Here is a 14,156-nt window from a genome sequence, read left to right as displayed (position 1 = left end):
TAAGTTTTTATCCCTGCATTCGCGGATGCCATGCGCTCAACTAGATTTTTCATCATGTCTTCAACGCTATAAACCTCCTTCACACCCTCTTTTTGCTCTAAGTTTGATAACTCGCTAACCAGTTTGTTATTAACCTCATCCGTTGGTTCGTTACTTGTCAGGCGGTCGGCGGCTTGCTTAATTACCTTCTGTGACTTTCTGCGCAATGCGTTTTCTCTTATAAGCTCAGCGTGTGCTAATAACGTCCTAGGCATAGCCTCTGGCACTGCTGCTGCTTCTGATAACCGCTTGTTGATATAATCAAGATCCTTATCTTTAAAGCGGCTCTCTATCAAGTCTGCAATCATCACTAAATCATGTGGCTGGTTCTGCTCTGCTAAATCTACAATAGCCTTGTAAATATCTTGATGAGCTACTGACTCAAAGTCACTAGCACTAATCTTGTCGCTGATTAAGTCGTACTGTTCGCCGTACGTCATCAACGTAGATAAGATTGAGCGCTCTGCATTTATGTGATTTGTTATAATCATTTCGTGTCACCTGCTAACAATGCTTTGATGTTCGCTAGATATTCGCTACTTACTGGGCTAGAAATAGCAGCTGATGCGCTTTCGCTCGCAATCTGTAGCAGTTGGGGTTTTTTAAACTCTGCACCTTGCGAGTGAGCTTGTATGACTTCCTGATAATGTTTCTGCCAAAGCGGATAAGTAATATATTCATACCCTTCACGCATTTGACCGAATCCCACTCGTCTAGCCGTTTCGTGCGCAATAGGGCATTCTGTGCGCTGATTGGCTGCGTCTAAGTACGCTTGGCGCATATCAGGATAATTATCAGTAATCGCGCCTCGGGCTAATTCTAAGAAGTCGCCTGGTGCTGTTGGTGGCCATGTCATCGATAAAGTTTTTCGTTTGGCTGTCATAAATTCATCGGGGGTAATCACCAAGTCGTTCAATGCGATATACCAAACGGTCACCGTCTCAATATCCCAATCCTCATCTTTCATCTTTGTTCTAAATAATCGCTTCCAGCCTTTGAACAAACTTGCTATATCGCTTTTAGTTAACTGTGTATTCATGCGATCCCCCTTGTTCTGCTGCGAGCTGTGCGTCAAGCATGTCGTCAAAACTTCTTGATCCTGACTGCCTTGGTTGTGTGTCTGCATAATTTGCTACCTGCGTATTGGTTGGCTGTGGTTGACGCTCGATAATTTCATCTAACCAACACTGACCGTTCAAATAAGTAAGTGGGTTTTTTCGATACTGCTTGTCGCTGTTAGCTGCTACATAATCAAAGACATTCGCCATGATCTCTTTGTGCTGCTTTGTAGTTAACTTCTTCCACTTAGCTTTGCACTTGGCTGTATCAACTTTTTTACCGTAAGCATTCCAGAAATCATCAAACTCAATCACACCATTAGCATCTGTGTTTATATCTGGCTTAACATCTGTGTTTATATCTGGTATAGGTGTTTCACTTTTAAAGAATGCATTTTGCAATAATGAAAAATCCATTTTGTAATAATGAGAATTGCATTTTGCATAAGTGAAAATTGCATTTTGCAATAATGAAAAATGGCTATTATCAAGGGCTGCAACACAAAAATCAGGCATTGAGTACCATTTAGTACGGTCATAACCAGCTTTGTTGTAGTTACCTGACAGTATTAATCCATCATTTTCCATCTGCTTTAACAACCTATTTACCTTGCTCGCTGTGTAGTAAGGGAATAGCACCGTAAACGCTTGAGCTGAGTTGTAAGTCCAGTAGTAACCGTCATGCAAATTCTTATTGCTTGCCTGATTTTTCTCTAGCCAGAATCGCAAGTTGTAGAGAATTACTGCTTTCTCTACGCCATGTTTTTCAGCGTCGTGAACGTAAAAACTGTGTGACTTCATTTTTTACCCCCAAGATACGCTTTCGATTGCTAACCTCTCTGTCATAGCGGTCGTTGATACAATCATCTTCTGTAAGCCCAAAGTGGTAACGCAATACGCCCGCAATACGCCCGCTATGCGAACGCATGCTTACTAGCAATGCGATTTCATCAACATCACTCGGCAGCAGGTTTTCATTCAGATAGCAATAATCCATCATTCGACGATGTGCTTGGGTAGATGCCAAGTCGTAAGCAGATGTGCTATTATCATTCTCGTGGTTTTTAACCACTGTTTTGAATGATGTTCGCTTGTCTGCTAGTCCTTGCCGTGGAGTTAGCACGAAAGTATTTATCAGTTCCAAGAAGCCTGAGCTTAACGCTCGGGCTTTTTTGTGGACGTTCTTTCTACGCAGTGTGGTAGTCATCTCTCCCTCCCTGCTCGCTTATTTCCTTACGGCTTTGCTTGGTGGGCTTACGTGCAGACTGGTACTTCTGGTAATGATTCTTGCGCTTAGCGTGACTACGGTTACGTTTAGGCTGTGGGAAGGTCTTCACAGTGAACCCTCCTTGCTAGCCAGTAGCTCATTCAGCTCAGCTTCTGAGTAATACTGAAAGTCTTGAGCTAGGTATTGCCCAAGGTCAGCAAGTTTTTGCGCCTTAAGCGAGTTGCCGCTTTCAAGGTCTGCTTTGATAGTGCTGAATAAGGCATCGAACCATGAAAGACGTTGCATCTCAGTCTCTTTAGCGAAGGCGGCGTCGTCGAAGGCTGCTTGATTAATTGCTTCCATGTTATTCACCTACCTTTTCAAATTTTGATTGTGTCATTGCTTCGTTGATAGCATCCAATTGATGACCAAGTAGCGCGGTCCATCGTTCGGTTGCGTCATTTGTTAGGCGGGCCATAGACAATGCTTGTCTCGAGCTGACTTCATCTTGTTCGATAAGGTGCAGGATGTTGCCGATGTCTTTTAGTACGTTAATCGCGCCGCTAATGTCGCAGGCAATATCAGACAGCATGTCTGTAGGCAGTACGATCACTTCGTTATCATCTTTTTGGGTTATGTCGATTACTGTGCGCTGATTAGGCTTATTGGTAGGCGCTTGGCGGTTTTGAGTTGTCATATTATTCTCCTGCCTTGCTGAATTTGGTCTGAGTTAGTATCTCTTTGGCTCTTTCAACTTGCGAGTGGAGTATCTCTGACCATGTATCAACGGCTGTCTGTGTTAAGCGGGCAAGTGACTTAGTGTCTGACTGGTCAAGCTTACTGTTATATATAAGCCCAAGTAATGACGACATATCGTCCAAAACATCAATCGCACCCCTTATCTCGCCAGTGTTATTTAATATCTTGGATGAACTAAGGAGCACGACTTCATCGTCGTCAACACTGGTGGTGTCGATTAACTTGCGCTGGCTTGATTGATTGGCAGAGGAGGTGCCGTATAGGGTATTAATTGCTTGCTGATTGGCTGGGGTGTTGTGGTAGAGGCTTGGCTGAAAATCACTTGTTTCGTGGTCATCGGCGCGGACAAAACAACCGTTAACATCGTAGTAGAAATAACCGCCTTCAAATGTCAGCGTCAATAGGTCGCACTTGCCGTAAGGGTCGGCTGTCAGCGCAAAAGGAAAACTACTTAATGACGGGCACAGAACAACGTCGCCAATGTCAAAGGTCGTTTGACTGGCTGTCGGCTCAAATATTTGGGTGGTGGTTTTAGAGGTCGTACGAACTGAATTATCCATGATGGATAGCTCCTAACGTTTTTTGAGTTAATGCCACGCTATACGGTAAAAGTATAGGGTGACGGGTCTTACTCTCGGTAACGTTAGTAACCGCCCTGCATATTCGCCTTACGGCTATTTTATTTTGCAGCGTCAACCCGTCATAGTCGGTTAGCAAGTGACTTGCTATAGATATGAGGGAATGCCCCCTTGATGCGCTTAAATGCGCTCTTAGGGTAGTGCTTGATGGTATAAGTACAGCTTGAGAGGCTGCGCTATTATCAGGCACAAAAAAAGCCAATAAATAACGGCTGGCTTGTCCGCTAACGTTTTTTGAGAGGACTCCATAGTAACGCTTGTTATCATGACTTGTAAAGCCTTGTTTTTCACTATCGCTAAAATCAAATAAATGGGTAATAACCGGTGTTACATCAGAAAATGAAATGCTCAAACTTGCATACTCTTTAACAGAGCGCTTCACCTGAGCGACTGAACTCGAAACATTAGCAATTAAACTCAAATTATTACTATTAATACTCGAATTTGAGTATTTACAGCCGTAATTTGAGCCGTGATAAGATCTTAGGTTGTTTTTGATGTTATTAGTCATTAGTAAGCAACTCCCCTATGCTTGCGCTTATATCGATCAGTCCCATTGATGCCTCACTGACGCCTCCATGCATGTAGGTTCTAGTAAGCCGTGCTAGTATGACTATCGTTTCCAGTCCATTGGCTTTGCCATCGATAGACCGCTTTAGGCGCTTAAGGTAGCTTCGAGTCAGCCATGTACCGCTAATACAAGGGCTATTGGGATTGGGTCTGACACTGGTTGTTGCTAGCGTTAAGCTCATGGCGATATCCGCAACATCCATTGAGCAATCATTAATCTTGTCCGCTTCTTCGCTGTTTTTGATATTTACAAGCCTCGCCAGTACTTTCAGCGTTTTGGAGTTCGTGGTTAGGGCTCTCAATAGGTTATCAATATAATCGTATGTTACCCATACGCCGTCGTTTGCATTTACGGCCGCTAAAGCTTCATGACTGGCGCGATGACCCTTCGTCGCTTCGTTTATGCTGGCTAGAATGCCGTCATCTTGGTTTGTGGTACCGCAACCCGTTCCGCGAGCATTGGTAGGCGGGTTAACCTGACCGCTCACGTACCGGGCACGCTCCTGCTCCTCAACCCAATAGAGACTGAATCGTTTACCGTTCTTCACCATAATCTCGCTCTTAATATCGATGCCAGATCGTCTTATGTCATGCACACGCTGAGCAAGGCATGTGATTTGATAGAGCTCGTAAGCCTCCCATGTTGATATGGTTGCGCCGGTCATAAGATGCGCTCTAATGGTGTCTGTCTGTGTCGCTGTTACTGCCTGCCGTGGAGTAGTCATTGTTTTATGCCCCTTCTAAGTCTGCTGATTGACCTTCCAACCATGCGATAACTTCACTATTACGCCATGCAGTCATCGTAGGAGATAGTTTCACTGACGCTGGAAAACGGCCATCTTTAGACCATTCAAAGAGCGTGGTTTTACTAAATGGAACGAATGGTAAGAGCTGGCTTGCGCGGCTCATGCCTTGAGGGGGTAAATGCTTAAGACGGTTGTCTTTTGCCTCTTGTTCAACGCTATCTACATCATTAGAAATGAAAGGGATAACGGGATTGTCTGTAGTAGTCATGCTTATAACTCCGTATTGATGGGTTACGTGTCGCAACGTGGTGTCACGACTTACATGGTTATGCTAATACTGGCGATATGGTGGCAGGCAATAGTGGCAGCTTAAGGCAATACCATTGGCGTAGGGTGGCACCTTACTTAAATAGCATCCCAACTGGTATGACAATCCATCCCAAATGGGACGCTATTTTCGTATGGGGTGAATTTTTGACAATAAAAAAAGAGGCAAGCTTTAAGCTCGCCTCTCTGTTTGTTCTATGCTGGCATGTTGGATGTTATTAGTAACCTGCGATTGCCTTACTGTCCTGCAATTGTTGTAACAGCGCCATTAAAGCAGCTTCTTGATTTTCTGGCATACTCATCGTTGCCGAAGCACCGTCAAGTTTGAAATTAACATCAATGGTTTTTGTTGTACCACCTTTGTTCGTATCAAAGTTTGGCTGCTTGCTAAGATTGGCGATAGCATCAATTGCCGATTGCGGTAACACGGGTTGTCGTTGCGCGTATTGAGCATTCGCACTGGCCATCATCCTATCGAATTTAGCCTGAACATCACTCTCAGTCATGCCAATATTGCGGTTGTTCTCAGCTATTTTGTAAGCATAGCCTATCGCTTCGGTAAGCTGATTACTGAATGACTTGCCTGTTTTATCATCCCAACCAAAGCCAAGTTGTGCGGCATTGTCTTTCGTTAAGATGGTGTTTTTGGTTGGGTTGCTATCAACATTACTGGTTTGGTTGTTGTTGGACTGATTGTTGTTTTGATTATCCTTACTCGAGCTGTCATCATTTTTGGTCAACTTGCTTTCGTACTTGGCGCGCCTTGCCTCATCGCGTTTAGCATTAGATGCAATCTCAGCCAAGTACATTGATGCCGTTTTGAACTTGCCTAAATCGGCGTTCGTTAAGAACTGACCATCTTTATAACCTTGTAGCTCACCGAAGTTCAGTGCGCCATCTTGCTTGCCAGCTTTCACGTACAACTTGCGGGCTTCCTCTGCTGCACGTTCTGCTGATAAGCCGGATGCTTTTAAAAAGTTCTCAACACCAAGTTTTGACCCAAACTGATTACCCTCGGCTGGCGCTTCCTCCTTGCCATAAATCCGCATGTTCTTAAGGGTTTCATCACCCTTCTTAACTTCCATTGCCTCCTTTGCGGCTTGGATTTTTTGCTGTAGCTTTTCATAAGCGGTGAAGGCCCTGCTTGCTGCCTTCACCATCTCGTTCCCTGCTACTCCTGCACTGCTGGCTAGATTGTTGTGTGAGGTAGTTACTCTGTCCACTGAGGTTTTAACCCGGTCGTTTGCGCTTACTGCCTGATTTGCTTTTTCAAAAGTAACTCGCCCTTGTTCGTCGACCGCTACCGTTATGCCTCTCTCTGCCGCCATACGTGCGGTAACTGCATCAACCACGCCATTGTTTGACGCAATATTAGACTTTGCTGTCTTCTCAAATGCTTCTTCTAGCTGCTGCGCGGTGGCTTTGCCCTCGGCTTTGACGATATTATAAGAATCTGTGTAAGCTTTGGCGTCTTTGGCCAATTCCTCACGAGTTTTTAATCCTAAGAAGCCGTAAGCTTCAGTAACGCCATTAATGCCGTCTTTGAGTAGGTCTGCCTTGTCCCTTACGTTGTCTAGACCGGCGGCAAGCTCTTGTCCTGTAATCTTGCCTTCTTTGTAAAGCTCGTTCCATCTATCGATTAGCACTTCAAGCTCAACCGTATTACTAGCCTTGTCAGCCATCTGATTAAGAGAGTCTACTAATGCGCCGCCTGCGTCATAACCGGCTTTCTTTAAGTCATCAAAACCATCGACAAGCTCATTCAATCCCTCACTGGACTTCAAAAATTCCTTAGATAGACCGATACCTACTGCGCCTGCCAGCTCATCGATTTGGTCTTTAGTGCGTTTACTTGCCAGCGTCGACCTGTCGGCTTGCGTCACTATCACTCCGCCAGTCTCGGTTGCTTGTACCGCCAAGCCTTGCAACGCTGCTGCCTTCTCAAGCTCTAGGGTTATGATGCCGTCATTATCCTTGATACTCTTAGCGGCATAGCGTGCAAAATTACTCTCAATCTCTTTGTAGCGCTCATTCGCCAAGTTAATACCATACGCCATATCAGCGCCTGAGATTTTACCTTGGCTGCCAAGCGCACTTAGAGAAGATATGATGTCATCAACTGCGCCTATCGTCTGCGCCTTTGGTACGGCGTCTGTCAGTGATTCGTGCATAGATGTACCGGACTTCTCAGCCTCAAGAGCAACCTCAGCAAAACTTTGCCCAACTCCAAGGTATGCCGCTTGCACGCCTTTTGATGACTCAATGATAACTTCGCCTGTGTCGCTGATTGTCGCTTGCAAGTCTTTAGCAGCTAATGCCAAGCGGTCATCATCACTTACGATCATGTTATTGGCGGCAATCTTAGCAAGTGCTACCTTGATGTACTGCTCCTCCATTGCTTCCGCTGAAATATTGCCCTTAGCCACCATCTCATCGTAATTATCAGATGCTACCTTAAGTGTATCGTTAAGCCTATCTTGAGCAGTCTTGTTCATCTCAGCCCATGCTTTGCCTGCTGACGACTGATACTCTGCCATTTTTTGCTCTGAACGTTTATGCAATTCTTCTTGCTTACGCATAAGCTCTTCGCCCATAGTGGACGTTTCACCGTTCATCTTAGCGATGCCGATTAAGACGCTACCAATAATTCCGCTAATCGTTCCAAACACACTATCAGCAATAATTGAAAAGCCTTTTACGCCATCAATCATAACGCCCATAGCAACGTTAGCATTTTGGATGTTTCTAGTGATTATCCCCACTTTTTCACCGGATTGTGACGTTACGTCCATGATGTTTATCAGGTCACTAAAGCCCGTGTATAAATCCTTAATAGTCGTAAATAACACACCTACCGTTTCAACTGTCTGTTCAAACTTAAGGTTCAAGGCTGCCATGGTCGCAGGGTCAATATTCTTGATAGCCTCACTAATATAATCAATTCCTTGAGCCATTTTGCCTGACTGATTTACTACTTCATTAATATCACCGATGAATAAGAACAATGTGTTTTTCATCGTTTGAACAGCACTACCAACGGTAGCAGGTAGCGTTTCAAACTCTTTGCCTATCGCCTCGCCTTGGGAGCGTACGGCATTGATGACCGTTTCTGACGTTAACTTACCATCAGCAGCCATTGCGCGTAGTTCGCCGCGGGTAACACCTAAACCATCAGCCATAGCCTGTGCAAGTCGTGGCGATTGCTCCATGATAGAGTTAAACTCGTCACCACGGACAACGCCTGATTGCAGACCTTGAATCAACTGCGTTATTGCCGCATCGGCACTGGCAGCACTACCACCGGATAATTGGATTGCTTGGTTAATGGTTTTTGTAATATCTAATACGTCTTTTTGTGCCAATCCTAATGCTTCAGATGCTTGTGTGATACGCGCAAATAATTCGCCTGTATTCTCAACGCTTGAAAATGTTTCAGCAGCGATTTTTTTAACGCCATTAAAGCCAGTAATGAAGTTTGCACCTTCACCTGTGGCAAGCTTAATCTTAGCCTCTAGCAAGATGAAGGCATCGGCTGTTTGTATAATCTCGCTTATGCCGATACCAAGACCAGCAGCAGCCAACAGACCCTGCAAGCCACCAAATGCGGCTCTTAGCTTACCAACGCCACCACTAAGTTTATTTGTGCTTGTTTCTGTGTTCTGTATTGTGGCGTCAGCCCCTCTTAGCTCGTTTTCAAGGCGTCGTATTTCCGCTTGAGCTGCCCGTGTAGCCCTTTCAATCTCTGCCGCTGGTCTTCCGCTATTGTTCGTAAAATCAATCAATGCGCGGTTGATTTGGTCTATCTCAGCACGTATGGTTTCAGGCACTCTAATGTTTGCCATACGGTACAGCGCGTTACGGGCATTATCGGTGCTTGTGCTGGCACGATTCATCGCACCGGCTAACTCATTGGATAGTGATGTACTGGCTGATCGTGCTTCGTTGAGCTCTTGCTCCAATCGATTGACGTTGGCGGCAGCCTCTGCGATTTGTTCGGGTGAGGCATTGGTGCGGCCTAAGCGCTCCGCTTCTAATCGTGCGGCGTTTAAGGTGGTCCCTAGTGCGTTAACCTTGGCGTTTGCCTGCTCTATTTGCACTGGCGTGCCATTGGTTTGACCTAAGCGGGTGGCTTCGGTGCGTGCGCCTAATAATCCTTGTTCAAGGGCATTGACGCGGTTAGCAGCTTCGGCTAATTGGGCGGGCGTGGCATTTGTTTGTGCAAGGCGTGAGGCTTCAAGGCGAGCTTCTGTTAGCTCAGCCTCTAAGTTGCTGACCTGTTGTGTGGCTTGCAATATTTGGGCGGGTGAGCCGTTGGTGCTGCCAAGTCGCTCAGCTTCAAGGCGCGCATCTCTTAGCTCTGTTTCAAGGCGGGCGGCTTGGGCCGTCGCTTCCGACAATTGCGCTGGCGTGCCGTCTGTACGACCTAATCGCTCAGCTTCCAGTCTTGCCTGCTCAAAACCATTTTCAAGAGTGGCAACGTGCTGCGCGGCACTATGCATGGCAATATCAAGCTGCTCACGGGTTATGTTTGCGCCTGCTCCCATCTGTCGCAACTGGTCGGCTGCTGCGCGTAGCTCTGCGGTCAATCTATCTGAGCTGACATTACCAAGACCTGTAAGCAATGTTTCTGCTCGTTCGGTATCGGTGCCCATTTGCTCAAGGTTGCGCTGGACGGATTGCGCGTATTGCGTAAACTTGTCACGCGCCTGGTTAATTCCTTGGTTAAAATTCTCATTTAATAATCGTAGCTGTACGCTAAAATCTAGATCGCCTGCCATTGTTATAGCTCCATGATGCACCGTAACGGCTTGTCACGGCTTACATAGTTATGCTAATACTGGCGATATGGTGGCAGGCAATAGTGGCAGCTTAAGGCAATACCATTGGCGTAGGGTGGCACCTTGCTTAATCAGGCATTTTATCGTTATAAAGGATATCAACATCTCTTAAAGTAGCAAGGAGGTCAGTCGAGGTCTTTTTACTCTTTAAAGGAGTTAATATTGATCTAATTCTACTTTTTAACTTACCGTCCTTTAAATTTAACTCTCCAGTTATTCGATTAAACTTACCAGTATTAAACTGTGTAACATCTTCTGTATTACTAGCTTTATAATACCTTTTCCAAACTTCGGTCGCTAAATGTAATTCAGGTGGATATTGGCTTACATTCATTGTTTCCCAATTGTATAGCTGCCAACCACCTACCTGATTTAAGGTTTCGGCATCACTGAACCCGTCTATTACAGCTTCAAGTTCTTCTATTCTAGATTTATACTTCTTACTTTCATCCTCCCTATGCTGCGCTAGCTCTTCGTTATCACCTTGTTTATACTGCTCTAGACTTTCACGTATGTCTTTATTCTGCTTTGTAAGCTCTTCACATTCTAATCTAAGCTCTTCATATTCTGAGGCTAGCTGTTCAACTTCTTTTTCATTTTTCTCATTAATCTCATAAAGATGAAGAACAATGTTATTAAACTGGCTGTTCATTTTTTCTAAAGGGTCTTCTTCTTCGCAGGCGTTTTCAAGCCAATCTTCATTAAAGCCCTTATAGATAATGTTATTACTTGCTAGCCATACTTTCACTTCTTCAATTGCAATGTGTCCTTTTTTATTAAAAACCGTCAGTAAACGACCATCTATTGCTGTGTCCGTCATTTCCTTATATAGCTGATAACTATCATCATTATGATAATCTTGACCCACTGGATTATGGTTTGAAAGCAAACAAGCGATTTGGTGGGCTGTCAGTAACGGATAGCCCATCAGTAACTTTTGATACTTTCCTAACTCTATAGAAGCAGGCTCACTTTCAATGACCAAGCTGTTTTCCGTGCTTTCTGCAGCTGTAAGCTGTGCTTGAAGCTCTGCAACTTGTTGTTGAAGGCTTGATACTAACTCAGAGTCTTGTTGCTCGAAGCTATGCGGGAGACTGTCATACGGTGGGCGCTGAGGGTGAATTGAAACCTGTTCAGCTATAAGCTCGTCTAAATCATGCCCTGTTCTAGCTAAGTAAATATCAAGGTCGCCTCGGCTAATACTCGTCTTTTCAAGGTCAACATGAGTTTCGGTATCGCCCTTATAGGGAGTTACCGATCGAGTATGCAGGTCCACTCCATCAATCTTATTATTGAGCGCCGCTACTGAATAAGCTTGGAGTAAGTTTGCAAACTTGTGGTAAAAGCTTTCGTCATAATCATTTTGATTGTGAATGTAGCTATTGTTTGCAGTGGTGGTTATGTCAGCCAAGTCGATACGGAGAATCAAGGCAACAACTTGGGGCAAGGTGTACTCCGCAACATAGCTGGCAAGACTGTTATTTCCTTGTGAGATTGTGCTCTCGACCTCCTCGCTCACTGTATCAGGCTCCAAAAATTCTAAAAAGCCATCTAATGGCGCAAAACCTAAAAGCTCCGATACCTTAAAGTACATAAGGGACCCTGCGCTAAGCAAGTTTATTAAATTTTGCTCTGCCTCGGCGGTTAGTGCATCAAGGCTATCACTGTCCGTAATAACCCAGTCAAGATTATCTTGTGGTATTGCAGCCCTAATACTCTCTAAGAAAAAGTAAATATTCTTTCGGGAATCTTCATTAGGCGACATCTCACATCTCGAACCTAGTGAAAATACATTCAGCGTGTCAAAACCCGTGCTGATTAGATATTCAATAACATCATAAAGCGGCTCGTTATTAGTACTAGATAAACCATACAGAAGGTCAGGAAAGACAATGTGACTCTTTGTTAGCTTCGAAACTCGGTCCTTTAAACTCATACTTATACCCTCACACACACCCTTAAAACTAGAAGAAGGTGCAAGGCAGTGCCAGTCTGAGGGTGTGTAAAACGACTGGCGTTCGGGTAATTACTCCTAGCCTTGCAAAGTGTTTAGCTGAGCATCAGCCCAGCTTTTGGCATATGCTCTTTAAGTTTTTAATAAACTCTTGAGTATCTAAAAAGTAGTTTGGATAAGCTTTTTTAATGTCCTTGAGGTTACCTGCCGCTATTAGCACCACTTCTATATTTGGCTTGTCTTGTGTTGCGATCTCACGCATTTTATAGAAATCTTCGGCAAGCTCTAACTGTGATTTGGTAAAAGCGACAAGGCTAACCGCTGGGTGGTCGCCGCTAGTATTTAACTCCATGACGTGATATTCATCAGTTTTATCACTCACATTATCAATATGTTTAGCAGTGATGATCAAGCCTGTTAGCTTGGCATATATCTGTAGTTCTTTCTCTAATGCAATCAGCTCAGCAACCCATGTGCTAGGCTCGTCTTTGCTAAACACATCAATTACGGGTTTTTTCTCATGGTGGGCAAACAATACACTAGCCAATTTAAAGAAGCGTTTAAACTCCTCTGCGCCTTCGCCTGTTTTGAATGATGACTTCTCCACCAGTCCTAGCGTTTCAACCGCTGTTGCCCATGAATGTTGTAGCTTAGTTCTAATCTGCAGCTCAATGAATAAGCCATTCAGTTCAGGTGCTATGGTGCTTTTATATTTAAAGACTTGATGCAAACTTCTATAACCGTCATCTTTTGGCCTTTCAATGTAGTCATCTGCGGGTAGTAGCGGCTCATGGTCGAAGCGTGCCTTGGTTTTAATAATATCATTATGCAATCGATAAACATCATTAACGGTAGGCAACACAATGCGTATGCCACCGATGTCCTGCATACGTGACAAACTCATAGTTGGAAAGCGGTTAAGCTTACGGATGATTGAAGGCGTGCGCTTTAGGCGCTGCGCGATGATGGGCGACTTAAAGCCTAGTTGCTTAACCTTACCGCGCAACATTGCTTGAAAGGTGTTGATAGTGTAGCTATGCAAGGCACGCCACTGCGACAACACTGCCATAGCATCGTTAAATTCATCGGTAGTGGCATCTTCTTTAATTAAAACTTTGCCAGCTTTTTTAACCTTTTCGCGGCTTGGTACAACGTGTGTCATTGCTCTGCCCTCGTTAGTTATTATTTTTATATCATAGTCGGTGCAGCATGATACTAACCATGCTTTTGTGTTTGTTGTTTGAAACTGGCATGAATGACGTTATCTAACTTGCCAGCGTAGGCATCATCGATGAAGTTTGCCCATTGGTGCATCATGTCAATTCTGTATGGTAGATGCTGAGCACCGTTATAGGCCGCGCTAATTTTGTTTTCTCTGTCGTGTGCCAGCTGCAGCTCTATAGCTTCGTGCATAAATTCTTTTTCATGCAAGGTCGTGCTGGCAAGACCGCGGAAACCATGGCCGGTCATTCGCCCTTTATATCCCATTCGCCATAAGGCAGTAATGAAAGCATTTTGACTGTACGGCTTACGTGTTGAGGTATTAAAGAAAACATATTGATCCGAAAAACCCAGCTCTTTAATCTGTTCTAATATAGCCATTGCTTGTGGCGCCAATGGCACAATGTGCAAACGCCTGGCCTTCATCTTCTCAGCTGGTATGCGCCATAGACCGTGTTTGTAGTCAATCTCTGACCACTCCATAAAGCGTAGTTCACTGGTACGTACAAACGTATAGCACATAAACCATAAGCCCAACTTGACCAGTAAATCACCCTCATAGGCGTTAATGTCTTGAAGTAGCTTAGGCAGCTGTTGAGAGGTTACACGGCTGTGGTGCACAGTTTTACGCGGTTTAATAGCTTCGGCAAGGTCGGTAGCGGGATTATGAATTGCAAGTCCATTACGTATCGCATGCTTGAATATTTGACCTACTTCTCTAATAGTGCGCTTGGCCATTTCACCAGCGCCGCGTGCTTCTACTGCCTTACCAATAGCTAAGACATCAGGCGCGGTTATT

At 44.6% G+C, this 14,156-nt stretch carries 14 protein-coding genes; all 14 read right to left on the bottom strand.

The features are described 5' to 3' along the window. On the bottom strand, positions 1 to 530 hold a 530-nt coding region (locus AC2FA3_RS09415; RefSeq protein ID WP_490509350.1), incomplete at its 3' end, for a DnaB-like helicase N-terminal domain-containing protein. Continuing rightward, positions 527 to 1,078 (bottom strand): hypothetical protein, encoded by a 552-nt coding sequence (locus AC2FA3_RS09410; protein ID WP_490509349.1) that lies wholly within the window; start codon positions 1,076 to 1,078, stop codon positions 527 to 529. The genes AC2FA3_RS09410 and AC2FA3_RS09415, both read right to left, overlap by 4 nt. Further along, positions 1,059 to 1,898, bottom strand: coding sequence for an LvrA C-terminal domain-related protein (locus AC2FA3_RS09405; RefSeq protein WP_490509348.1), 840 nt, complete (start codon positions 1,896 to 1,898; stop codon positions 1,059 to 1,061). The genes AC2FA3_RS09410 and AC2FA3_RS09405 overlap by 20 nt, the downstream gene beginning before the upstream one ends. Further along, on the bottom strand, positions 1,864 to 2,304 hold the full coding sequence (locus AC2FA3_RS09400) for a hypothetical protein (protein WP_490509347.1): 441 nt from the start codon (positions 2,302 to 2,304) through the stop codon (positions 1,864 to 1,866). The genes AC2FA3_RS09405 and AC2FA3_RS09400 overlap by 35 nt, the downstream gene beginning before the upstream one ends. A gap of 126 nt (positions 2,305 to 2,430) precedes the next feature. Continuing rightward, positions 2,431 to 2,667 carry a hypothetical protein gene (locus tag AC2FA3_RS09395; protein WP_490509346.1) on the bottom strand — a complete coding sequence of 79 codons (237 nt, stop codon included), beginning with the start codon at positions 2,665 to 2,667 and terminating at the stop codon, positions 2,431 to 2,433. Position 2,668: 1 nt separating this feature from the next. After that, complete coding sequence (locus tag AC2FA3_RS09390) at positions 2,669 to 3,001, bottom strand: hypothetical protein (protein WP_490509345.1); 333 nt, start codon at positions 2,999 to 3,001, stop codon at positions 2,669 to 2,671. Between the two features lies 1 nt (position 3,002). Then, positions 3,003 to 3,623, bottom strand: coding sequence for a hypothetical protein (locus AC2FA3_RS09385; protein WP_490509344.1), 621 nt, complete (start codon positions 3,621 to 3,623; stop codon positions 3,003 to 3,005). Further along, the gene (locus tag AC2FA3_RS09380; protein WP_490509343.1) at positions 3,616 to 4,212 is read right to left on the bottom strand and encodes a hypothetical protein; all 597 of its coding nucleotides are present in this window, start codon (positions 4,210 to 4,212) and stop codon (positions 3,616 to 3,618) included. The genes AC2FA3_RS09385 and AC2FA3_RS09380 overlap by 8 nt, the downstream gene beginning before the upstream one ends. After that, entirely contained in the window at positions 4,205 to 4,996 is a 792-nt protein-coding gene (locus AC2FA3_RS09375) for a helix-turn-helix domain-containing protein (RefSeq protein WP_490509342.1), read from the bottom strand. Before AC2FA3_RS09375 ends, AC2FA3_RS09380 begins: the two co-directional genes overlap by 8 nt. A gap of 4 nt (positions 4,997 to 5,000) precedes the next feature. Next, positions 5,001 to 5,285 carry a helix-turn-helix transcriptional regulator gene (locus AC2FA3_RS09370; protein ID WP_490509341.1) on the bottom strand — a complete coding sequence of 95 codons (285 nt, stop codon included), beginning with the start codon at positions 5,283 to 5,285 and terminating at the stop codon, positions 5,001 to 5,003. A 277-nt stretch (positions 5,286 to 5,562) separates the two neighbouring features. Beyond that, positions 5,563 to 10,122 carry a tape measure protein gene (locus tag AC2FA3_RS09365; protein ID WP_490509340.1) on the bottom strand — a complete coding sequence of 1,520 codons (4,560 nt, stop codon included), beginning with the start codon at positions 10,120 to 10,122 and terminating at the stop codon, positions 5,563 to 5,565. A 127-nt stretch (positions 10,123 to 10,249) separates the two neighbouring features. After that, the gene (locus AC2FA3_RS09360) at positions 10,250 to 12,118 is read right to left on the bottom strand and encodes a hypothetical protein (protein ID WP_490509339.1); all 1,869 of its coding nucleotides are present in this window, start codon (positions 12,116 to 12,118) and stop codon (positions 10,250 to 10,252) included. Positions 12,119 to 12,242: 124 nt separating this feature from the next. Further along, entirely contained in the window at positions 12,243 to 13,298 is a 1,056-nt protein-coding gene (locus tag AC2FA3_RS09355; protein WP_490509338.1) for a GTP pyrophosphokinase, read from the bottom strand. A 53-nt stretch (positions 13,299 to 13,351) separates the two neighbouring features. Beyond that, a partial coding sequence (locus AC2FA3_RS09350; protein WP_490509337.1) for a tyrosine-type recombinase/integrase occupies positions 13,352 to 14,156 on the bottom strand: 805 nt, incomplete at its 5' end.

The sequence above is a fragment of the Janibacter sp. CoH_79_TC_3 genome (genome assembly GCF_058197955.1).
Note: the sequence above shows the minus strand (reverse complement) of the source record. Positions and strands in the feature narration are given on the sequence as shown.

Coding starts and splice junctions, on each gene's coding strand:
- AC2FA3_RS09400 (WP_490509347.1), bottom strand. CDS start 2,304: ATGACTACCACACTGCGTAGAAAGAACGTCCACAAAAAAGCCCGAGCG.
- AC2FA3_RS09410 (WP_490509349.1), bottom strand. CDS start 1,078: ATGAATACACAGTTAACTAAAAGCGATATAGCAAGTTTGTTCAAAGGC.
- AC2FA3_RS09380 (WP_490509343.1), bottom strand. CDS start 4,212: ATGACTAATAACATCAAAAACAACCTAAGATCTTATCACGGCTCAAAT.
- AC2FA3_RS09375 (WP_490509342.1), bottom strand. CDS start 4,996: ATGACTACTCCACGGCAGGCAGTAACAGCGACACAGACAGACACCATT.
- AC2FA3_RS09360 (WP_490509339.1), bottom strand. CDS start 12,118: ATGAGTTTAAAGGACCGAGTTTCGAAGCTAACAAAGAGTCACATTGTC.
- AC2FA3_RS09365 (WP_490509340.1), bottom strand. CDS start 10,122: ATGGCAGGCGATCTAGATTTTAGCGTACAGCTACGATTATTAAATGAG.
- AC2FA3_RS09370 (WP_490509341.1), bottom strand. CDS start 5,285: ATGACTACTACAGACAATCCCGTTATCCCTTTCATTTCTAATGATGTA.
- AC2FA3_RS09390 (WP_490509345.1), bottom strand. CDS start 3,001: ATGACAACTCAAAACCGCCAAGCGCCTACCAATAAGCCTAATCAGCGC.
- AC2FA3_RS09355 (WP_490509338.1), bottom strand. CDS start 13,298: ATGACACACGTTGTACCAAGCCGCGAAAAGGTTAAAAAAGCTGGCAAA.
- AC2FA3_RS09405 (WP_490509348.1), bottom strand. CDS start 1,898: ATGAAGTCACACAGTTTTTACGTTCACGACGCTGAAAAACATGGCGTA.
- AC2FA3_RS09395 (WP_490509346.1), bottom strand. CDS start 2,667: ATGGAAGCAATTAATCAAGCAGCCTTCGACGACGCCGCCTTCGCTAAA.
- AC2FA3_RS09385 (WP_490509344.1), bottom strand. CDS start 3,623: ATGGATAATTCAGTTCGTACGACCTCTAAAACCACCACCCAAATATTT.